Raw genomic sequence first — 20681 nt, forward strand, 5'->3', positions numbered from 1 at the left:
GTTTTTGATTCAATCTTCTTCGTATTCCTCTAATAAATCATCAACATCGTATTCTTCGAAGTCGTCTTCGTCGATAAAGATATCACGATCGTTCACGACGTGAATCGGGCCATTGGCCACATCGATTCGAATCGTCCACGCCCAAGGAATGCGTAACCGGTTATAGACACCTGTCCAGAACTCCATTGATTCTTGCTCATACTGCTCAAATTCTGTCAGAAGTTCTTTGAACGACACACCTGTTAACTGAAAGTTTGAATCTTGGAGCCGTTGAAGCGCATGATGCTTCGCTTCTAATTCGGCCGCTCGAACCATTTCCTCAGCTGTCGCCATCTCCAGGATTGTCCCGTCTGGTGGGAGAATATCGTATACGTTGAACAATTCGCCTTCTTCTACTTCTACATCATCAAACTCATAGTCATCGTGCCGCATACTACATTCCTCCTTACGCAATTTGAATCCCCTTTATTGTACCACTCTCTACCCAATTCCCCCTAAAGTTTCGTGCATATATTTCATTTCGCGAGGGAAAGAGTGTTAGAGTGAGGACATCCATAGGAAAAGAGGTTAAGCAGATGAATGAATCATTCCAAGCACTCGTGCTCGACCAGCACGAGGATCACCTTCATGCCGAAGTTAAAGAAGTAAAATCCGACGTCCTTCCGAAAGAAGAGGACGGAAATGTGTTAGTGGAAGTTCACTACTCCGCGTTGAATTATAAAGACGCGCTCGGATTAACCACATCGGGCAAAATCGTGAGCCATTATCCATTCATTCCAGGATGCGAATTTGTCGGAACTGTCGTCGAATCTGACCACCTTGACATCAAAGTTGGGGACGAAGTGATCGCCACTGGTTTCGGGATCGGGGAACGGCACTTCGGAGGATTTAGCCAGTATGCACAAGTGCCTGGGAATTGGCTCGTGAAGTTACCAAAAGGAATGAGCATGCGGGATGCCATCGCCATCGGGACACCAGGACTTACAGCCATGTTATCGATTGATGCACTCGAACATGCAGGCGTACGTCCGGGTGAAGAAGTACTCGTCACGGGGGCGACCGGAGGTGTCGGGAGCTTCGCCATTACCTTGCTTCGTCGTCTTGGCTACCATGTCGTCGCCTCGACCGGTAAAACAGATTCACCATACTTACGCTCACTCGGTGTCGAGACGATCATCGATCGGAGCGAATTAGAAGGACCTGTTCGTCCCCTCGCCAAGCAACGCTTCGATGCCGCAATTGATTCGGTCGGTGGGAATACACTCGCCAACATTTTGAGTCAGACACGATACGAAGGCGCTGTCGCCGCATGCGGTCTCGTCGGAGGCGCCGAGTTGCCAACGAGCGTCTATCCGTTCATCTTACGTGGCGTGAAGCTCATCGGAATCGATTCGGTCATGCAACCGATGACGCGCCGTACGAACGCATGGGAACGTCTCGAAGAACTCATCGACACGAAAGTTCTCAATGAAATGATTCATGAGATTCCGCTACACGACGTCCCACGTCACGCCGAAGCAATGATGCGTGGCGAATTGAGTGGTCGCACCGTCGTCCGCCTTCGCTAAGCCCATCAAAAGAGGCTGAATCGCTCACGATTCAGCCTCTTTTCTCTCTATTCTCCATGGTGTGGAATCAGATCGTAAATCCGCCCGGTGCATCTTTTACGACGACGAGCACTTTGCCTTGATCTAACTTTTCTTCGAGGCGCTCTGCCTCCTCTTTTGTGAAGCCGAGCTCCTGAAAATCGGCTCGTAATTCGTCCCCTTTTTTACGGAACACGTTTTTGGCGGCTGTCCCCAAGCCGACGTCACTTGCTGAAACGGTGTTCGCATCGGCATTATCCGCGACACGTTTGCTCCGGTCATCGTCATGTGTGATGACGTAGATGTTGGACTCATCAATCCCATTTGTTTTCATCGATTGAACGGCGGTAACGACTTCTTCATCATTTGTAAATTCTTTGTACAAAACTGACATGTCTATTCTCCTCCTTCAATTCTACTACATTACTAGTTATTACCTTCCTAGCTTATTTCCACACATTAAAAAACGATGACAAACGTCATCGTTTTGTTAAACGGCAGGCTCCTGCCCTTTTCGTTTTTTCAATTCTTCCAATAAAATGTTCGATTCATTAAATGGAATCGACTGTCGACCGATTCGTTCGATGTGGTCATGTCCTTTCCCGACGACCACGACACGCTTCCCCGCTAACGCTTGTTTTGCAGCATGGCGGAGCGCATCTTCTCTTGCTTCAAACGTCACATACTTCACATCCGGTTGGATACCTTTTACTAAATCACGAATGATTTGTTTCGGGTCTTCCATGCGGACATCATGAACGGTGACAATCACTTCGTTTGAATAACGGCTTGCGATCCGACCCATGTCTTGACGTTTCGTGGGATCACGGTCTCCTGCCGCACTTAACACGACGACAAGTGCACGGTCGTCTTGTTGCAATGTGGACAAACATTTCTCTAGCCCGTCTGGTGTATGCGCGTAGTCGATATAAATCTCAGCATCCTCTGTAGCTAAACGTTCCAATCGTCCCTTTGGCAAAGTAAGTCCTGGAACATTTGAAACAATGGTCCGTAGCGCCATATCCGAAGTCGACACAAGTCCGATTGCCGCTGCTAAGTTCGCTGCGTTGAATGCCCCCATAAATCGAACAGGCACTTCGAGCTTAAACTCTTTCATATTGACGAGTACCGTCTCTTCACGCCAAATGACTTGAATGTCGGCCTCGATTTCCTCTTTTGTACTATACATAATGGCTTGACGAGTCGGCGCAAACTCAGCCATGACATGACTGGCCGAATCTTCCGCATTTAACACAATCGCCTCACCATTCGTTACTTCCACCTGTTCAAACAGTCGCGCTTTTGCTCGGGCGTACTCATCCATCGAACGATGGTAGTCCAAATGATCATGCGTCAAATTCGTAAACGCGGCCGCATGAAAATGAATTCCCGCCACGCGACCTTCCATTAATGCATGCGATGATACTTCAAGTACGCAATCTGTGACGCCTGCATCGACCATCTCTGCCAAGATACGATGTAAGACGACGGCTTCCGGTGTCGTATTGGCTGTTTCAACCGTTTGATTATGAAAACGCGCGCCAATCGTACTAACGATTCCAGCATGACGTCCTGAAAGACGTAACAAGTCATAAGTTAGTGTCGCTGTCGTGGTTTTCCCGTTCGTTCCCGTCACACCGTATATACGCATCCGATGAGAGGGGTAATCATAAAATACACTCGCAACCGCTCCTGCCGTCTGCTTCGTATCTGCAACAACCACATTTGGTACATCGAGATCGAGTGGATATTCTGAGATGACCGCACTCGCACCGTTAGCGACGGCATCTTCCGCAAACTTATGACCGTCAACCGTATAGCCGCGAATGCAAATAAAGACATTCCCTGAACTGACCTTTCTAGAGTCCGTTTCGACTCCGGTCACCCATGGATCAAAGATGTCATCCATCTCATTTTGTAGAATGGCGGATAAACGTTTCGTTCTCATGCTGTGTACGTCCTTTCTCATGGGTGTCGCTAGGTTCATAAACCTTATCGTCATGTTACTAGATTTAAACGGCAATTGAGATGACAAATATATTACTTCCCGTTTTCAAAGAAAAGCAATCACTTCACAAAAAAACCTAGACGTTTCATTTACGTACTAGGTTCCTCTTCCTTAAATGCTAAGTGATGTTTTATTAGCTCTAGCTCAAGGACGCGAAGGGCACTCGGTCCGATTCCATGCCAGCTCGCAACCTCATGGCGTGTATAGGGACACAATTCATGCAAAGACTCGATTCCTTTGGCGACTAGTGCTCTTTGAGCTGGCGATGCTAGCGTTGGTAAGGCAATCATCCAATCTCCGCCTTCCGTTTTCTAAATCGTTCGTTGATGGGAAGACAGGCAAGAATTTGTTCGATTCGAAACGTTCGTCTCGCTTGTTTATTCAAATCCCATGCTACGACGTACTCTCCTTGCACTTTAATCAATTTGACCCGTCGCTCTGAAAATGTCCCATGTCGATCGACATACACCATTTCCGTGACTCTTCCCGAACGCATCCACCGTAACAATTCTTCTCTCATCCTGTTTTCCCTCCTTTTCTTTATTGTACAGAACATTTGTTCCCGTTTCCATCAATAAGCTGTTCGCTATTTCAAATTTCGATTATGATGAAGGAAATCAAAAACGAGAGAGGGAACACACGATGACTTATGTATTATTACTCATCTTGGCAGCCTTTTTATTTGGAGCCATGATTTTCGCTGCCTTGGCCTTACCAAACCTTCGCAACATTTTATTCAATCGCGGCAGTTTATTCAATCAACAAAGTGAAACGGTCACCTGCCCGAATTGTAAAACGTCATTCAAACGTGCGCCGGGAGATGCGCAGACTTGTCCGAATTGTTATCACACGTTTTGAATCATTGAGAGGCATGCATATTCAAGCATTCATTCCCACATCCTTTTGTTTGAAGAAGAGAAATTAAGTGAAAGAACAGAGAGGACACTTTATTTGAGTAAAGTCTCTTTATTCGTTTCCTGTTGATCTCTTATTTCATAAGAAGGAGTTGCATATGCTTCCTACACTCGATGAACGCTTAGTCGATCAAATTCGTCTTAAAAATCGACAAGCTCTAGAACATTTATACACGCGCTACGAAAATCTACTCTATCGATATGCGCTTCATTTAAATAACCGCCCTGCAACTGCAGAAGCGGCTTTGACTGATTTATTTTGTCGTGTCTGGCAACAACGTCTCAAATTCGAACCTCATACAGAAACCGTTCGTGTAACCCTGATCCGTTCTTTAGAACAAATCATACATCAGATGAACGAAGAAACATCAGCCTCGAGCACTTCTAAAATACCTTCCGCATAAGGTTTTGTTGTCACTTTCGGATGAATCTGTTTCGCCTGATTCGTTGCGTTTTTGACTAAATATCCATTCTGCACATGTGCCAACATAAACACATCATTTCCGCTGTCTCCAAAAGCATATGTATCTTCTCGTGCAAAAGAAGAAGTGGCACATACATATTCAATACTTGAGACCTTCCCGGCATGGATCGGGTAAAAATCGATATCAAACGCATCCGCCGGGTCACCTGCATTCGGATTACATTGGCTGATGTTGACGGCAATCCCTTCTTCATCGGCTAGTAGTCGAAGCGTCTCTTTCCATGATTCACCCCGGTCACGGGCGTAGTAACTACGAATCCAGGGACTCGAGCCATTCCCGGGTTGCTCTTCTAATTCAATTTTTATCTTGATAGACCGTGCACAAATTCGTTCTACACGAGATACAAAATCACTCGGGAATGACGCTTGATAGGGTTCTTCTACAAAAAACGTCCCATTCCCATCAATGCGATACAGTTCCGTCCCGAGACTTGAAGCAATGCGGTGTGGCCAAAAGCGAAGGTTTGCTCGGTCAACTTTTTCACGCAACGATTTGAGGGTGCTACCTGTCACCCACATCGTTGACAATTGATGCGAATATCGTTCCAAAAAGTCTTCAAGCCGACGAACGGATGCCAATTGATCTGATGTACATGCATGAGGAAAGTAGGTTTCATCAAAATCAAAGCAGATGAGGATGCGTCCTTCATTCGTAAATCGCTTCATGATCTCGTCTCCTTACCGTTTTCTCTTTCTCCTATAGTACAATGAAACAAAGGAGGCATCTTATGATTCAACGAATCTCTCAAGTCTATTGCCAAATGAGTAGCTTGATTACAGGATTTTTCATTGTATTCGCTTTTCTTTTTGGCATTCGCACACACTTCTTTTGGGCGACGATGACCGCTCCCTTCATCGCAATCGGATTGATGCTGATGACGGCGATTGGGTTAAGTGTCATCACCTATATCTTTTCAGAGAAATTAAGACTATTCATTTATGCGAAGCTCCCCAACCCATCCGCGACGTGTTCAATAAATCGTCACACAAAATAGTCATCCATTTTTCAGTTTTATACGTTAGATCAATACAAGGGACATCCCTTCTGCGCAAAGGAGTATGTTATGACTGACTTAGAGTTATATGAGCGTGTCAGGCAAAAGGACAAAGAGGCGCTCGAAATATTGTATGATCGGTATGAACGAATTTTATACGCGTTTGTCTTACAGCTGACAAAGGATCGTGATTTGGCTGAAGAGGCTATGCAAGAAGTGTTCATCAAACTATGGCGCGGTGGTGGAGTCTATGATGAGTCAAAAGGAAAGTTTCGTTCCTGGCTCTTCACGATGAGTCGTCACGTGGCAATCGATTTAATCCGGAAGCGTAAACCCGATTTACAGTTAGATGAATCCTATGCCGAGGCCATCCCTTCCGAGTCACCTTCTGTCGAAACAGAAGTAGAATGGCAAGAAGAACGTGCTCAAATCGAAACGGCCATGGCGACATTACCGGCCGAGCAACAACAGGTTGTCCGACTTATGTATTTCCAAGGATTGAGCCAGCAAAAAATTGCTGATGCATGCGGCATCCCGCTCGGAACGGTAAAAGGAAGGATTCGACTGGCGCTGAGGCAGCTGAGGAAACAGTTATCCCATGAATTCATCGGAAAGGAGGTAGAACAATGAACGCATGCGACCAATTGATTGACTACTTCAATCAACATTTAACGGAAGAAGAACGAATGAAGTTTGAACAACATCTGGCAACATGTAAAGACTGTCAAGAAGAGCTCGAACAACTTGAAGCGCTCGTCGGTGGCGTCGCGTTCTTGTCTACTCCGACTGAACCACCCCGAGGCATGAAAGCCCGTGTCCTCGATCGTGTATTCGAAGAAGAAGACAATGAACCCGTCACAACGACCGTATCATCTGAATCCTTGCCACCCGTGACACCGTTCAAACAGAAAAAGGAACGGAACGTACCGGTTTGGGGAATGGTTGCCCTAGCAGCGGCACTCCTTCTCTCCTTGATCGGGAATGGATATTTGCTCACCGATCAGCCTGATGCCCCTGGCATCGCGTTAACCGAAACAATCCCACTCGACGGCGAATCGGAAGGAACCGCTTATCTTGCAGAGCAGGACGGGACGACACAACTGATTGTCCAAACGAACGGCCTAGCCTCACTCGATGCCAATGAGGTATATCAAGTATGGCTCTTAAAAGATGGTGCCCCTATTCCGACCGGCGCCTTCGTCACCGATGACAAAGGGAACGGGACGGTCATCTATACGCTCGACTCGGATGAAGTCGACGTCGACTGGGATACCGTCGCTGTCACGAAAGAACCGAATCGTGGCAACGAGACGCCACAAGGTGAGATGGTCTTAAGTGCAAGTTTATAATTCCTGAACCGGACACATGTGTTGTCCGGTTTTTTGTTATGATGGACTAAAGGAGTGAATGGGATGCAAAAACCTAAAATCGGTATCGTCGGACTCGGAAACATCGCTCAAAAAGCGTATTTACCCATCCTTTCGATTCATCCTCGAATCGATGTAGTCGGTGCCTTTTCACCGAACACATCTAAGCGAGACATGATTTGCCAAACATACCGAATGACCTCATTCGACACGTTGAATGATCTCGCCTCATCCGTCGATGCAGCGTTCGTACATAGTTCAACTGAAACCCATTATGACATCGTATCGTATCTACTAGAACACGGGATTGATGTTTACGTTGATAAACCCCTCGCCGCAACGGTAGAAGAAGCGGCGCAACTCGTTGAACAAGCTGAAAGACTTGGTCGAAAGCTGATGGTCGGGTTCAACCGACGCTTTGCACCGATGTATATGCGTCTACAACATGAGTCCCCTACCCACATGATTGATGTGGTGAAGCATCGAGAGAACGATGTCGGTCCAAAGGATGCAACCTTCACCTTACTCGATGATTACTTACATGTCGTTGATACGTTACGTTTTCTCGCTGGTACCGAGCTCACACTCGTCTCAGGTCAAATCGAGGTCAATGACAAACACGAGCTTCGATTTGCCCGCCACGTGTGGCAAGACGAGCACGGAATGCACACGACATCGATGCATCGCACGGCCGGAGTGAATCATGAGCACGTCTCGATCGTTCGTGACGGAGAACGATTGGCCGTCGACGAGATGGTCACGCTACATCGTTTCAAAGAAGGTCGGCATGAAGTCGAAACGTTCGGTTCATGGGACACGACACTCGTGCAACGAGGATTCCAGGGCGCGATTGACCATTTCATTTCCGCACTCATCGATGATACAGCGATTTCAACGGACGGTCGTACCGCACTTGAGACACAACGACTGGTCACGAACTTAATCAACTAAAGGAGGGATACACATGGATTTCTTTTTCTACATCATGGTCATGGTGATTGTCGTTTCATCGGTCGGCGCCAATACAATCATTAAAACGAGAGAAGCTCGTGTCGAAGAACGTCGCTTGAAGATTGAAGAAGAAAAACTCGCGATTCAACGACTTGAACTCGAAATGAAACGCGAACAAGATAAGCTCGAGCATCATGGATTTTAATAAAAACGGTCGCCCTCTAACATAAGGGTGACCGCTTTGTCGTCAAAGATTTCGTTCTGAAATGGGCAGTTGTTGTCGCCGTTCTGCGAGCGTCGACCACGTCACAGCCGTCATGATACAACCGGCACCGATAAAGAAGTTCAGATGGAGCGTCTCGTTCAAAACGAGCCAACCGAGCGTCCCGCCAACCAAGGGTTGAAAGAAGAAAAAGAGTGACCCGACACTCGCATCCATCAATTCAAGCCCTTTGTTCCAAAAGAAGAACGCCCCTGCCGTTGATATAATCCCGATATAGAGGATGCTGAGCCAAAGAATGCCATTTAAATCTGGCCAACCCGACTGCATGACCTCCATACTCATCAAAGGTGTCATCAATAACCAGGCGATTCCAATCGCAAACGTTGTCAGTGTCAACGTCGATAAGGTCTGTGTCCCGATTTTCACGTAGATAGACATGAGCGCCCATGTGACGGCCGCTAGAACGAGTACAAAACTGCCTACTCGATACGTCCCCTCCCCTTCCCAACCGACGACGATGAGAACACCGACCGTCGCTAGTCCAAGTGCTCCAATCTTGACAGGAGTCAGTCGTTCCTTCAATAGGATTCGGGCAAATAACACCATGAAAGCTGGTGTCGCTGCGGTCACAAGGGAGCCAGTATGTGCATCCGATAGCTTCGTTCCGATAAATTGAAACGAAATCGAAGCAACGTATCCAATGACGCCGACGAGTCCGATCCACTTCCAATCCGCCCGTCGAATCGATTCCCTTCCAAACCGAAACCAAACGACGAGTAAGACCATAAATGCAACAGTGTATCGTAACCAGACGAACGTGAACGGTTCAATATATGCGAGCGCATATTTACTGACCACATACATCCCTCCCCATATACTCGCCGCAAGGGTCAAACTGAGTGCTCCTAGCCATTCTTTCCTCATTTCTTCGCCTCCTCGATGGCGACTATATACGACGTCTTTGCTTCCATTTCCTTTATTTTCATTGTCAGTCGTAAGAAAAACGCTTACAATCAAGATATAGATTGAATGAAAGGAGGGAGAAAGGTGAAATTTGTCGGACGTACGCATTGGACAACTGAACATTTGTACATTTTGCGTGCGATTTTTCACGATGTCGCTTAATCAAGGGACCCGTCTGTCCTTTTTTAGACATTGCTGAATATACGACAAAGCGCCTCTCTCTTTCTAAACCGAGCGCTTCTTTGCGCTCGGTTTTTTTGATAGGCCCTAACCTTAGGAGGAACCTATTATGTTGATCGATCTTCAACACATTCAAAAACAATACGGCGGGCACGCCGTTCTCACAGATGCCAATTTATTCATGAACGAAAACGAACGAGTCGGGCTCGTCGGCCGAAACGGAAGCGGCAAAACGACGCTGTTACGCATGATTGTCGGCTCTGAAGAGCATGATGCCGGCACGATTTATCGTCGGCAACGACTCTCCATTGGCTATTTGGTGCAGCTTCCTGACTACCCCGGACGCAGTGGCCGTGACGTCCTGTACACTGCTTTTGAAGAAGTGATTCGCTTAAGCGAAAACATGGCTCGTCTCGAGCAAGAGATGGCGACGACTGAACAGCTCGAACGCCTTCTCGAATCATACGGTGCCACCCAAGCACAATTTGAACATGCGGGTGGATATGTCTACGAGTCCAAAATCAGCGCAATGATTGATGGACTCAAATTGACCTCATTCGTGGACCAACCGTTCGATACGCTAAGCGGTGGCGAGCGTACAAAAATCGGACTCGCCTTAGCACTCCTTCAAGAACCAGAGCTACTCATTTTGGACGAACCGACGAACCATCTAGATTTAGAAGCGATGACGTGGCTCGAATCCTATTTACAGGATTACGATTCAGCTCTCCTCATCGTTTCTCATGACCGGGTCTTCTTAGATGCAGTCGCCACGCGAATTGTCGAGTGCGAGGATGGAGAATTGACGAGTTATCCTGGGAATTATACGGACTTCGTTGCCCAAAAAGAAAAACAGTTACTCGACCAGTTTCACGCTTACACGGAGCAACAGAAGAAAATCAAAAAAATGAAAGAAACGATTCGGCAGTTGCGGCAATGGGCCAACGAGGGCAATCCGCCGAATGAAAAGTTCTATCGTCGCGCCAAATCGATGGAAAAGGCGCTCGAACGAATTGAACGAATCAAACGACCACAACTCGAGTCCGAGCAACCGAATATCCAGTTCACGACGAACGGGCGAACCGGGCGCGATGTCTTCGAAGTGAGTGACGTGACACTTATCTATGACCGTCCCCTATTTAAAGACGTGCACTTCTACACAGGGCACGGGGAACGCGTCGCCATCGTCGGACCGAACGGGAGTGGAAAGTCTTCGCTTTTAAAGATGTTACTCGGTGAAGTCATCCCTCAATCCGGAACCGTCCGAAAAGCCGATCAAGCCAAAATTGGATATCTGTCGCAACATATCACGTTCGACGAATCTCATCGCTTAATCGAGGCGTTTCGAGACCGGATCGCAGTCGATGAAGGCAAAGCGAGACATCTTCTCGCTCAATTTCTGTTTTACGGCGCGAGTGTGTTTAAGCCGGTCTCAAATTTGAGCGGCGGGGAGAAGATGCGACTCATGCTTGCCATCCTCGTCCACGAAGAAATCAATGTCCTCGTCCTAGACGAGCCGACGAACCACCTCGATATCGAATCGAGAGAGGCACTTGAAGAGGCGCTCGAACGTTTCCCTGGAACGGTCGTTACCGTTTCCCATGACCGCTACTTCTTAAATAAGCTGTTTCCCATCACGTATTGGCTCGACGGAACGATGACACGTTTCGAAGGTAACGTCGCCTATGCCCTCGACAAACGTGGACAGGAATCGAAACAGGAATCGAAAACGGAACACACCAAGCCATCAAAATCGCTGAAGCAGACGAAACCCGCTCCATCTACGGTTGATGAGGAAACTCACCTGACCCAATTAGAAGCAGAACATCAGGAACTGCTCCAACGAATGAATGAATTGGATGACCTTGATGAATTGATGGCGCTACAACGACAAGTCGATGCACTGCAAATTGAAATCGATGACGTGATGACACGTTTACTCGAATCTTTATAACCTAATATAGAGAAGCGGCACCCAATCAAGGGCGCCGCTTCTTTTGCTCGAATCGAATCTGTATGAAATAGCCGATGACCGCGATAGCCATCAACCCAATTGGGAGTATGCGGTAAAGACCTTCCATCGTTCCCGTTGTCAAAAGAATCACTCCACTAAGAAACGTCCCAAACCAATATAGCTTTGGCATATGATCCCTCCATCGGTTGCATTCACTCAATAGGATACCACAAGAAAAGCGCCCTCACTCGGCGCTTTTCTTGATTCTCTAGTTCCCGGACTTTCATCCAACCAAGCCCTTGCTCGATTGACCGTCCCATCCATGATTTGGTTCGACTAGAGCTGTCCAAGCCAACGTGACGCATCATTCCAATCCGCTCATCGTCCATTGGTTCACCAATTGTTTTTCATTCGAAAACATGAAATCGAATAGGTGACTCATAGACATTTTGATTGAATGGGCACGAGAGGACTCGGCACCTATGATGTCCACTTCTGACGCGGATCATGTGGAATTCCGTATACAAACAGTCTGTCTGGTATGCTTGCTCGTATGGCAAGCAGAGGCCGACGTATCATCGTTTGGAATACACGATTCACGTTCATATGGACTTTGCCCATCCCTTTCATCCATAAGCGACAGGTGACGAAAGTGCCTCCCCGTTCCCCGACTCATTTTAGAAAGTGAATGGTTACATATATACAATATCCGTTTTAAGTGAGATTCAATCCTCGTTCACGATTTCTCCATAATCCTAATTATACATAGTGCGTCAGCGCATAAGCGACTCCGTCCTCTTCCACATCTTTTGTAATATGCGTGCTCAAATCTTTTAGCGGGTCCACAGCATTCCCCATCGCAACCCTTGTTTCTGCCACTTCGAACATCGACACATCATTCAAATTATCTCCGATGGCGACGACATCATGCATCGGAATCTGATAATGCTCCGCTAGCTGTTTCAAGGCTGCCCCTTTACTCGCATGGGGATGTCCGATTTCAATTTTCGTCCACCCTGCTGTCGTGATTAAAATATCGTTCCGTGGTTCATAGATTTTACGCAACCGGTGTAGCTTTCGGCGATCGAACGAGTAGACAAACACCTTGTACACTTCATCTCGTGCAAAGTCGATATCTGCCATCGAGTCCATGTACGTCAGCCCAAACTGTTCATTTTGAATTTCAATCTCACGTTCCGCCCACTCGCGAGTGAACGATTGATCATGCGGCAACACCTCATCGAGTTCCTGTTTTAATAAATCACTCCCCGAACGGAGCACTTTTACTCCCGCGTTCGTATAAAATTCGACGTACGCATCATCTGCTTTCGCGATTTCCCATAGCTCGTCTACAACCGTTTGATCCATCGCATGATAGTAAATTCGCTCGTTCTCATAAAACCCGATTGCTCCGTTACCTGACAAAATCGGACAGACGAGGTCACTCCGCTTCAATAGCTCCTCGATATCATGAATCGAACGTCCTGAACAAATCGTGACGATATCACCCTGTTCTTTCCGACGACGAATCGCCTCCTGGTTTGCCTTTGTAATCACGCCTGTGCGCGATAACAGCGTCCCGTCTAAATCAATCGCAATCAATTTCATATCGATTCCTCCTCTTTGATTCTTTTCCCAAATCCAGTACTCACAATACAGCAAAATAAGTACTGATGTGTATGCTAGTGCCCTCTCCCTCGTTGTTTGTTGACTTCCTCATGACCGATTGCTACGATTTTGACAACGTATAAGCTTTAAAGGGGGAATATGGGGATGAACGATTTCACACGTGCTTACGCACAACAACTAGACAAACAAGACCCGCTCGCATCGTATCGGGAAGAATTTTATTTACCGGAAGACGGGATTTATATGGATGGAAATTCACTCGGTCTCTTATCGAAACGAGCCGAGCGCACACTCCTTGAATCGCTTGCGGACTGGAAAGAGCTCGGGATCGACGGTTGGATGTCCGGTCGCCATCCTTGGTTCAACTTGTCTGAAGAATTGGCCACTCTGAACGCGCCGCTCATCGGTGGAAAGGCGGAAGAGGTGATGGTCACCGGTTCAACGACGGTGAACTTGCATCAACTCGTCGCATCGTTCTTCAAACCGGAAGGCAAACGCACGAAGATTTTGGCAGACGCCCTCACGTTCCCGTCTGACATTTACGCTTTAAAGAGCCAGCTCGAATTGCGTGGACTCGACCCTTCTGAGCACCTCGTTCAAGTCGACAGTCCGGATGGGCGCTTCTTGGTAGAAGACGACTTGATTGCCGCGATGACCGACGAGATTGCCCTGATCGTATTGCCGACTGTCCTCTATCGGAGCGGTCAGATTTTAGACATGCCTCGTCTGACGAAGGCGGCGCACGAGCGTGGGATTTTGATTGGCTTCGATGCCTGTCACTCCGTCGGTGCCATCCCTCACGACTTCCATGAGTGGGGTGTCGATTTCGCATACTGGTGCAACTATAAACATTTAAACGGGGGTCCGGGAACGGTCGGTGGCTTATTCGTACATGAACGTCACTTCGGCACGGCACCAGGACTGGCCGGATGGTTCGGTTCGCGCAAAGATAAGCAGTTCGATATGGATCATACGATGACACCTGCCGAACATGCCGGCGCATTCCAAATCGGAACGCCACACGTTATGAGTCTTGCCCCTCAGCTTGGCGCGCTTGAGATGTTCAACGAGGTCGGGATGGAAGCGATTCGCCAAAAATCACTCGCGCTCACGACGTATATGATGGACTTGATCGAAGAGATGCTCGCACCACACGGATTCTTCATCGGTAGCCCGACGGACACACGACAGCGTGGCGCTCATTTGAGCCTCGAGCATCCGGAGGCGGCACGTATCTGTAAGGCATTGAAGAAACATCACATCATCCCAGATTTTCGGGCACCGAACATCATCCGTCTCGCACCGGTCGCATTGTATAACACGTTTACCGACGTATATGACGTGATCGTGACGTTGAAGAAAATCATGGACGACAAAGAGTACGAGGCGTTCGAGAACGTCCGCGAAGTGGTCGCATAAGGGGGAACTGTCATGAGTGAACGCACGGAACATAAAGTAGAAAAATCGATTCAAACGGACTTTTCAAAAGACATGTCGTACGGGGACTATCTCCAGCTCGACCCGATTTTATCGAGTCAGCATCGCCTTTCCGACCATCACGATGAGATGCTGTTCATCATCATCCACCAGACGAGCGAGTTGTGGATGAAGCTCATCTTGCATGAATTGACAGCAGCCACGACGGCCATCACGAACGGGGAGCTCGAGCGTTCGTTCAAGATGCTCGCCCGCGTCTCGAAGATTCAGCAGCAACTCATCCAGTCATGGGGCGTCCTCGCGACGTTGACACCGGCCGAGTATTTAGAGTTCCGAGACCAACTCGGCTCGTCCTCTGGTTTTCAGTCTTACCAAAACCGACAGATCGAATTCGCACTCGGCTTCAAAAACGCACGGACGCTCAGTGTTTACGCACACGATAAAAAATTGTATCCATTGCTCGAAGGCTCGCTACAGGCTCCTAGCATTTATGATGTGACGGTCCGCGAAATGCATCGTCGGGGTCTATCGATTGATGCGAGCGTGCTCGAACGTGATGTCACCCAGGATTGGGAATGGAATGAAAGTGTCGAGAAAGCATGGGTCGAAGTCTATCGCGACGTCGATACGTATTGGGACTTATATGAGCTCGGTGAAAAGCTACTCGATATCGGGAGTCAGCAACAGATGTGGCGCTTTAACCACATGAGTACCGTGGAACGCATCATCGGACAGAAGATGGGGACAGGCGGCTCGTCTGGCGTGAACTACTTGCGTCGCGTGCTCGATCATCGCTTCTTCCCAGAGCTTTGGACGGTCCGGACATCACTATAAGAGGAGCTGAACGAAATGACTTGGATTGATGTATCACAGCCACTTCATGCCGATGTTACGACATGGCCGGGAGATACAAAATTTTCATATGAAATCGCGTGGCCGATGGCAGAGAGTGGTTCCGTCAATGTCGGGAAGATGACATTGAGTTTACATCTCGGGACCCACATCGATGCACCTTTCCACTTTGACGACCACGGGAAGCGCGTGATTGACCTCGATCCGTCCGTATATATCGGTCCGGCCCGTGTCATTCATCTACCGCATAAGGCAAAGATTGAAGCATCTGATTTGGATGGTCACGATTTGACCGGGGTCGAACGCCTCATCTTAAAAACGGATGGTTGGCCCGATAAGCGCGTCTTTCCCGAGACAATCCCTGAACTGACACCCTCTCTTGCCGATCGTCTCGGAGAACTCGGAATCTTCTTGATTGGACTCGACTTACCGTCTGTTGATGCGATTGACAGTAAAGAGATGGTTGCCCATCATGCGTTAGCACGAAACGGTGTCCATATATTAGAAGGGCTCGTCCTAGACGATATCTTACCGGGGGATTATGACTTGAATGCCGTCCCGCTCCCAATCGTCGAAGGCGATGGAAGCCCTGTTCGTGCACTGCTTCGCCCCATGTCGTAAAGAGATAGCCGGAATCGGCTGTCTCTTTTTTGATTAGACAGGGATAGTCCGAAGTTTGGCGAAATAGATGACATACGTGATGAAAGGAGGCAGATCGGGTTTGCAACGCATCTTATTCACTCTACGAAACGGTCTGCATACGTACCGTTACGACCTCATCGCCTTGACGATTATGCTGTCATGCATCCTTGTCTATGCGTACCCGCTGTTTTCATCGGGAATGGTCGTCTTTAGTGATATCGCATTCGGTCTATCGTCCGACCGTTATATCGAAGAAATTTTTGGTGCCTGGAATGAACGATGGAGTACGACGACGTTATTGAACGTACCTCGACTCGTCTTCATCGCACCACTTTATGGACTGAGTCTACTGTTCGGCGCGTCCGGACCACTTCTCATCAAATCATTTATTTTGACGTTGCTCATCGTTTCGGCACTCAGCATGTACGCGCTCGTCAAACGACTTCATTCGATTTACATTACGAAACATTTTCAGTTGATGACACTCATGACGTTCACGCTTGCCGGGCTCTTTTACGCGTTGAACCCGTGGATCATCACACGTATCCAGCATATTTATCTGTTATGCGGTTATTCTCTATTCCCGTTCGCGCTCTTACTCTTCTTTAACTTGTTCGACCCGAAATTCCGACGTCAGTTGGATCCTGACTTCTCGTTCAGCAAACGACTCTCACCGCGAATTTGGATTGATGCGGTCGGGCTATCCGTCACATTCATGTTCATGTCGGCTGGCATTCATTACTTTTTCTTCTCGGCGATTTATATGGGGGTCATGCTCGGTCTGATTGTTGTCAAAACGCTTTGGACCGAGCGCAAAACCCTTCCGTTCCGCTCGTTCTTCTTTTATTATGTCCGACTGATCACAGCGGTCGGGTTCGTGTTCATCTTATTCAACGGCTACTGGTTCTTCATGTATGTCGGTTCGATTCTGTTCGGAGCCCAGGCGTCCCAACACAATATTAACGTCACAGAGACGTTGATGCTGTTCAGTCGAAATTCTTCAATCGAAAACGTATTATACACCATCAGTTATTGGTGGCCGATGTTCGACTTGCATACACTTCCGCTGACGTTTTGGGTGGCCGGGGGAATCTTGCTCTTCTTTATCGGAATCGGTCTTCTCGGAAGCTACAAACGACCGATTCACCTGTTCTTCGGCTTACTCGGCATCGGTTTGATCATTTTTGCGACCGGGACGTATGAATGGGTCGCGACGGCATTCGTCGCGCTCGTCACGTACACACCGTTGATCGGTCCGATGTTCCGCGACCCGAATAAGCTCGTCGGTCTATTGATTGTCAGTTACAGCTTGCTTCTTTCTCTCGGTATCGGGATTGTTGATGCCAGACAATCTAAAGCGATACCACGTCCGCTCTATCGCGGTATCCTTTTCATCGGTAGTTTTGTCGCATTGACCCTCTTTGTTAATCCGTATCGTACCGTATATATGGAAGGATTCTATAAACCAGTCGACGTACCTGAAGAGTACGCGACCATCCAACAAGAAATTGAAGGAAAATGGCTTCAGTTCCCGATTGCAGATGAGATGACTCAACCGATCACCGGGGTTGCAACGCCGAGATGGAATCAAAATCCCGCACTCGGGGAGACGGTGAAACCAACTGGTGATTTTCATGTATACAGTTCACTAGAAAACACAGTATTCCACCATGAAGGGTCGACTCCCGCCATTCGCTATCTCTTTTCGCTCCTTCAGTACCTGCTCGATACAGGACGATCGAACGAGGCGAGTAACTTGATCAAAGTGTTCGGCGTCAATCAGTTTGCGTATCGAGATGAATATTTAGGCATGGAAGAGCGACAGCAATTTAACTTGGAGATGCTCGCATCACAACGCGACTTACTCCGGACGAAGCAAGTGGGACTGTTTACCTTGTTCGATGTCGTTGCCCCACTCACCGACCGAACCGTCCCACAGCTCATCGTGACCCCTTACGGCATCGATCGCTCCATCACCTATGGGACACTTCCTGGATATGAACAAGGAAAACAATCGATTTTATTCACGACACAGCGCCATAGTGACGATTTCAACTGGGTGCGTCCAGGTGACGCGATCGAGATGATTGAGCAAAATGATATGCTCCTCAGTCAGGTACCCGACACGTATTACTGGAAGCCGTTTGAGGCAATCGATTCCGCCAACCCGTTCCTCACGTGGGGCAAGACCTTATTTGCGAACAGTGATTGGCGGTGGTATCAACAGACACAGGGTGTGAAAGACCCTGCATTCGACCTCGATTTTGGAGATGGCGTTGGTCTCTCCTTCGCCTCGGCCCGAATCGATGCCCCGCCTTATGAAATCGATGACTTATCGACGAAACAAGTCGCATCGTTCAACTCGATGCTCGAAGATGAAACGTTCTTCAAAGCCGATAACCCGGACATCGTCGAACTGTCACCTAACCCATTGTCCTCGACGAACGATTTGCCACTCCTTCAAGCCGAGGTCGCCAAAGGAGATCCAAACTATATTTGGCAAGTTGCGAAGTCTGGACTGTTGCCGGCACTCCCGAATAACGCGTATCGGTTCGATATTGTCGCATCAGGTCGAGGGGTCGACCGCCTGCACGTCAAAGTTCGTTTCTTTGATGCATCCGGAGAAGAAATCGACCAGACCTACGTCGTCGCTCCGAGAGATTCCGGAAATTTAGACGGGATTCACCTTCGCGGGGAATACGTGACGCCACGGGCTGCCGAGACGATGCGCATTGACTTATTGAGTTATCAAAAACCAGAGCGTAAGACGTACTGGTGGATTCACGACGTACAAATCAAAAGTTTCGAATCACATATGGTACCGAATACCTTTTCCATCACGAAAGAGACTCCGCCAGGTCGCTACATCGGATTCGCTCGCGTCTTGATGAATCAGAGTGGCGGACAGCTAGACGTAACGATCAACGACGACAAACAAATCGTCGAAACAACACGACAAACAGGCGCACGACTCGAATGGGTGCCGCTCGGAATACACGATGTCGACACGAATGAAACGACCATCACGGTCGAGAATACGGTCGGGTTTAACGCCATTCAAAACATCGTCTTTTTACCAGAGGAAGAATGGAAGACGTTACAGCAGTCACTTCAAAACGTATTAAAACCAACGAACACGTTCATGGTTCTCGAAGGTGAACAAGATTTCGACTACACCGGGACAATCCAGTCTGAGCGCAATTACCCGTCTCTAAGTTTCGGGAAAGGCGTGTCACTCACTTCCGGTACGTTGTCTCGTACAATCGATGTGGCAGAGCGTGGGGCGTACCGTTTCCATATCAACCTGACACCACCTGTGTCGACAGATGGAACGATTCGCTTACGCCTCCTGCAAAATGAGAAAGTCGTTCAAGAAGAGACAATCGAGGTCACTGCGATGGAGCGACTGCCTGATGTGAAAACGGCTGTCGGGTCGCAGACGGTCACATATGATTCCTTGCGTCGTGACTTCCCCTACAAACTTCAGTCACTCGAAGATGTGCATCCGACCTTGAAGCGATGGACACCGAGTACGTTTGAGATGGAGCCAGGATCATACACGCTCGAGTTGACCGTAGACAGTAACGTGCCGTCACGAATCGAGCTAACGGATTTAAGGAAATTCGACCCGAACGAAATCGTCGTGACCGAACCCCTCGCGACACCGGAAGCCGCCGCGACGTGCGCGACTTGTGTATCGATTACAGACGATATGTTCGAGTCCACGGTCGAGGATGACACGTTTGTCGCATCATACGAGCCGACATGTTCTTGTGACTGGTACATCTTCGCATCGGAACAAATCGAGGCACTTCCTGACCGCGAATACTTGGTCGCTTTTGACGCGCGGAGTGAACAGATTCGAAATCGGCACGTGAAAATGTACTATCTCGACGAAGAACGCCGTGTGATCGGGACCGACTTCATCAGCGAAGTGGAAGAATATCGTAAATCGACATGGAATCACTACGAACAGATTCTGATTCCACCAGAAGGCACCGCTTCGATGCAACTTCACATTTGGGCACGAGGCAATGTTGAAGAGGCAGGGCGACTGGAGATGAAAAACTTGAACGTCGTCCGCTACGACCATCTGTTATTGACAGACCAAGTGACGGTAGAGGAAGTAACGGATCGTCCGCTTCTTTCGACAAAAGAAGCAGAGACACTCGATGTGACACGAAGCATCATGAAGCGAACCGTTTCTCACGAATCGTCACTCGGTCGCTTCACATTAAACGATTCTCCGTCTCCATTGTTCGAGCTTTCGACCGATGAAGGAGCACAACGTGGGGAAGTCGCGTTGAACGGTGTGACACAGTTTTATATGTCGTCTGAACGTGATGTACAGGTGAATGCTGTCTTGCGTCTCGTCTACTTCGCAGGGATGATTCTCTTATTACTCGCCACACCTGTCTCGTTCTTCTTTTATCGGAACGCGCGGCAAGAAGAGCCGCTCCTTCGCCGAATCCGACAACGATTCAAGAGAGGATGAC

The 20681-nt window shown here is 48.3% G+C and carries 22 protein-coding genes; 13 read left to right on the plus strand and 9 right to left on the minus strand.

Features of this window, described 5'->3' with window-relative positions:
• Positions 1-9 precede the first annotated feature (9 nt).
• Entirely contained in the window at positions 10-432 is a 423-nt protein-coding gene (locus KNO90_RS06145; protein WP_012727530.1) for a hypothetical protein, read from the minus strand.
• Between the two features lie 143 nt (positions 433-575).
• Here KNO90_RS06145 and KNO90_RS06150 point away from each other — a divergent pair, with 143 nt between their 5' ends.
• Positions 576-1568, plus strand: a complete 993-nt coding sequence (locus tag KNO90_RS06150; protein WP_215113233.1) for an MDR family oxidoreductase — start codon at positions 576-578, stop codon at positions 1566-1568.
• A 67-nt stretch (positions 1569-1635) separates the two neighbouring features.
• On the opposite strand, the gene KNO90_RS06155 is transcribed toward KNO90_RS06150, so the two are convergent.
• From KNO90_RS06155 to KNO90_RS06170, 4 genes are all read right to left on the minus strand, one after another.
• On the minus strand, positions 1636-1980 hold the full coding sequence (locus tag KNO90_RS06155) for a YflT domain-containing protein (RefSeq protein WP_215113234.1): 345 nt from the start codon (positions 1978-1980) through the stop codon (positions 1636-1638).
• 96 nt (positions 1981-2076) lie between these two features.
• A complete protein-coding gene (locus tag KNO90_RS06160) occupies positions 2077-3534 on the minus strand; it encodes a UDP-N-acetylmuramoyl-L-alanyl-D-glutamate--2,6-diaminopimelate ligase (protein ID WP_215113235.1) in 1458 nt (485 codons plus the stop codon).
• 149 nt (positions 3535-3683) lie between these two features.
• Entirely contained in the window at positions 3684-3884 is a 201-nt protein-coding gene (locus KNO90_RS06165; RefSeq protein ID WP_214742239.1) for a helix-hairpin-helix domain-containing protein, read from the minus strand.
• Positions 3881-4114, minus strand: a complete 234-nt coding sequence (locus KNO90_RS06170; protein ID WP_214742240.1) for a WYL domain-containing protein — start codon at positions 4112-4114, stop codon at positions 3881-3883. The genes KNO90_RS06165 and KNO90_RS06170 overlap by 4 nt, the downstream gene beginning before the upstream one ends.
• A 122-nt stretch (positions 4115-4236) precedes the next feature.
• Between KNO90_RS06170 and KNO90_RS06175 the strand changes: the two genes are divergently transcribed.
• Both KNO90_RS06175 and KNO90_RS14810 read left to right on the plus strand, forming a co-directional pair.
• Complete coding sequence (locus tag KNO90_RS06175; RefSeq protein ID WP_214742241.1) at positions 4237-4452, plus strand: zinc ribbon domain-containing protein; 216 nt, start codon at positions 4237-4239, stop codon at positions 4450-4452.
• Positions 4453-4606: 154 nt separating this feature from the next.
• A complete protein-coding gene (locus KNO90_RS14810; protein WP_214742242.1) occupies positions 4607-4912 on the plus strand; it encodes an RNA polymerase sigma factor in 306 nt (101 codons plus the stop codon).
• Here KNO90_RS14810 and KNO90_RS06185 read toward each other — a convergent pair.
• Entirely contained in the window at positions 4858-5658 is an 801-nt protein-coding gene (locus KNO90_RS06185; RefSeq protein WP_214742243.1) for an HAD family hydrolase, read from the minus strand. The two genes, KNO90_RS14810 and KNO90_RS06185, sit on opposite strands and share 55 nt — an antisense overlap.
• A gap of 62 nt (positions 5659-5720) precedes the next feature.
• Between KNO90_RS06185 and KNO90_RS06190 the strand changes: the two genes are divergently transcribed.
• From KNO90_RS06190 to KNO90_RS06210, 5 genes are all read left to right on the plus strand, one after another.
• Positions 5721-5987: a hypothetical protein gene (locus KNO90_RS06190; RefSeq protein WP_215113236.1), complete on the plus strand. Its 267-nt coding sequence runs from the start codon at positions 5721-5723 to the stop codon at positions 5985-5987.
• 69 nt (positions 5988-6056) lie between these two features.
• Positions 6057-6617: an RNA polymerase sigma factor gene (locus KNO90_RS06195; protein ID WP_214742245.1), complete on the plus strand. Its 561-nt coding sequence runs from the start codon at positions 6057-6059 to the stop codon at positions 6615-6617.
• Positions 6614-7336: an anti-sigma factor gene (locus KNO90_RS06200; RefSeq protein WP_215113237.1), complete on the plus strand. Its 723-nt coding sequence runs from the start codon at positions 6614-6616 to the stop codon at positions 7334-7336. Before KNO90_RS06195 ends, KNO90_RS06200 begins: the two co-directional genes overlap by 4 nt.
• 63 nt (positions 7337-7399) lie before the next feature.
• The gene (locus tag KNO90_RS06205; protein WP_215113238.1) at positions 7400-8305 is read left to right on the plus strand and encodes a Gfo/Idh/MocA family protein; all 906 of its coding nucleotides are present in this window, start codon (positions 7400-7402) and stop codon (positions 8303-8305) included.
• 13 nt (positions 8306-8318) lie between these two features.
• Positions 8319-8510: a hypothetical protein gene (locus KNO90_RS06210; protein ID WP_215113239.1), complete on the plus strand. Its 192-nt coding sequence runs from the start codon at positions 8319-8321 to the stop codon at positions 8508-8510.
• A gap of 42 nt (positions 8511-8552) precedes the next feature.
• Here KNO90_RS06210 and KNO90_RS06215 read toward each other — a convergent pair whose 3' ends face one another.
• The gene (locus KNO90_RS06215; protein ID WP_215113240.1) at positions 8553-9452 is read right to left on the minus strand and encodes a DMT family transporter; all 900 of its coding nucleotides are present in this window, start codon (positions 9450-9452) and stop codon (positions 8553-8555) included.
• Between the two features lie 328 nt (positions 9453-9780).
• Between KNO90_RS06215 and abc-f the strand changes: the two genes are divergently transcribed.
• Positions 9781-11625, plus strand: coding sequence for a ribosomal protection-like ABC-F family protein (gene abc-f, locus KNO90_RS06220; protein WP_215113241.1), 1845 nt, complete (start codon positions 9781-9783; stop codon positions 11623-11625).
• Between the two features lie 25 nt (positions 11626-11650).
• On the opposite strand, the gene KNO90_RS06225 is transcribed toward abc-f, so the two are convergent.
• Together KNO90_RS06225 and KNO90_RS06230 are read right to left on the minus strand one after the other, a co-directional pair.
• Entirely contained in the window at positions 11651-11815 is a 165-nt protein-coding gene (locus KNO90_RS06225) for a hypothetical protein (RefSeq protein WP_167365511.1), read from the minus strand.
• 569 nt (positions 11816-12384) lie between these two features.
• Positions 12385-13233: a Cof-type HAD-IIB family hydrolase gene (locus tag KNO90_RS06230; RefSeq protein ID WP_215113242.1), complete on the minus strand. Its 849-nt coding sequence runs from the start codon at positions 13231-13233 to the stop codon at positions 12385-12387.
• 159 nt (positions 13234-13392) lie between these two features.
• Here KNO90_RS06230 and kynU point away from each other — a divergent pair, with 159 nt between their 5' ends.
• From kynU to KNO90_RS06250, 4 genes are all read left to right on the plus strand, one after another.
• On the plus strand, positions 13393-14673 hold the full coding sequence (gene kynU / locus KNO90_RS06235; protein WP_215113243.1) for a kynureninase: 1281 nt from the start codon (positions 13393-13395) through the stop codon (positions 14671-14673).
• A 12-nt stretch (positions 14674-14685) separates the two neighbouring features.
• A complete protein-coding gene (gene kynA, locus KNO90_RS06240; protein ID WP_196431377.1) occupies positions 14686-15525 on the plus strand; it encodes a tryptophan 2,3-dioxygenase in 840 nt (279 codons plus the stop codon).
• Between the two features lie 15 nt (positions 15526-15540).
• Positions 15541-16164 (plus strand): arylformamidase, encoded by a 624-nt coding sequence (gene kynB / locus KNO90_RS06245; protein ID WP_215113244.1) that lies wholly within the window; start codon positions 15541-15543, stop codon positions 16162-16164.
• Positions 16165-16264: 100 nt separating this feature from the next.
• Complete coding sequence (locus KNO90_RS06250; protein ID WP_215113245.1) at positions 16265-20680, plus strand: MFS transporter; 4416 nt, start codon at positions 16265-16267, stop codon at positions 20678-20680.
• Position 20681: the final 1 nt, after the last annotated feature.

The sequence above is a fragment of the Exiguobacterium sp. s63 genome, from assembly GCF_018617335.1.
GTDB lineage: Bacteria > Bacillota > Bacilli > Exiguobacteriales > Exiguobacteriaceae > Exiguobacterium.

Excerpts from the sequence above, each read along its gene's own strand:
- KNO90_RS06145 (WP_012727530.1), bottom strand. The coding sequence starts at position 432 with ATGCGGCACGATGACTATGAGTTTGATGATGTAGAAGTAGAAGAAGGC.
- KNO90_RS06150 (WP_215113233.1), top strand. The coding sequence starts at position 576 with ATGAATGAATCATTCCAAGCACTCGTGCTCGACCAGCACGAGGATCAC.
- KNO90_RS06155 (WP_215113234.1), bottom strand. The coding sequence starts at position 1,980 with ATGTCAGTTTTGTACAAAGAATTTACAAATGATGAAGAAGTCGTTACC.
- KNO90_RS06160 (WP_215113235.1), bottom strand. The coding sequence starts at position 3,534 with ATGAGAACGAAACGTTTATCCGCCATTCTACAAAATGAGATGGATGAC.
- KNO90_RS06165 (WP_214742239.1), bottom strand. The coding sequence starts at position 3,884 with ATGATTGCCTTACCAACGCTAGCATCGCCAGCTCAAAGAGCACTAGTC.
- KNO90_RS06170 (WP_214742240.1), bottom strand. The coding sequence starts at position 4,114 with ATGAGAGAAGAATTGTTACGGTGGATGCGTTCGGGAAGAGTCACGGAA.
- KNO90_RS06175 (WP_214742241.1), top strand. The coding sequence starts at position 4,237 with ATGACTTATGTATTATTACTCATCTTGGCAGCCTTTTTATTTGGAGCC.
- KNO90_RS14810 (WP_214742242.1), top strand. The coding sequence starts at position 4,607 with ATGCTTCCTACACTCGATGAACGCTTAGTCGATCAAATTCGTCTTAAA.
- KNO90_RS06185 (WP_214742243.1), bottom strand. The coding sequence starts at position 5,658 with ATGAAGCGATTTACGAATGAAGGACGCATCCTCATCTGCTTTGATTTT.
- KNO90_RS06190 (WP_215113236.1), top strand. The coding sequence starts at position 5,721 with ATGATTCAACGAATCTCTCAAGTCTATTGCCAAATGAGTAGCTTGATT.
- KNO90_RS06195 (WP_214742245.1), top strand. The coding sequence starts at position 6,057 with ATGACTGACTTAGAGTTATATGAGCGTGTCAGGCAAAAGGACAAAGAG.
- KNO90_RS06200 (WP_215113237.1), top strand. The coding sequence starts at position 6,614 with ATGAACGCATGCGACCAATTGATTGACTACTTCAATCAACATTTAACG.
- KNO90_RS06205 (WP_215113238.1), top strand. The coding sequence starts at position 7,400 with ATGCAAAAACCTAAAATCGGTATCGTCGGACTCGGAAACATCGCTCAA.
- KNO90_RS06210 (WP_215113239.1), top strand. The coding sequence starts at position 8,319 with ATGGATTTCTTTTTCTACATCATGGTCATGGTGATTGTCGTTTCATCG.
- KNO90_RS06215 (WP_215113240.1), bottom strand. The coding sequence starts at position 9,452 with ATGAGGAAAGAATGGCTAGGAGCACTCAGTTTGACCCTTGCGGCGAGT.
- abc-f (WP_215113241.1), top strand. The coding sequence starts at position 9,781 with ATGTTGATCGATCTTCAACACATTCAAAAACAATACGGCGGGCACGCC.
- KNO90_RS06225 (WP_167365511.1), bottom strand. The coding sequence starts at position 11,815 with ATGCCAAAGCTATATTGGTTTGGGACGTTTCTTAGTGGAGTGATTCTT.
- KNO90_RS06230 (WP_215113242.1), bottom strand. The coding sequence starts at position 13,233 with ATGAAATTGATTGCGATTGATTTAGACGGGACGCTGTTATCGCGCACA.
- kynU (WP_215113243.1), top strand. The coding sequence starts at position 13,393 with ATGGGGATGAACGATTTCACACGTGCTTACGCACAACAACTAGACAAA.
- kynA (WP_196431377.1), top strand. The coding sequence starts at position 14,686 with ATGAGTGAACGCACGGAACATAAAGTAGAAAAATCGATTCAAACGGAC.
- kynB (WP_215113244.1), top strand. The coding sequence starts at position 15,541 with ATGACTTGGATTGATGTATCACAGCCACTTCATGCCGATGTTACGACA.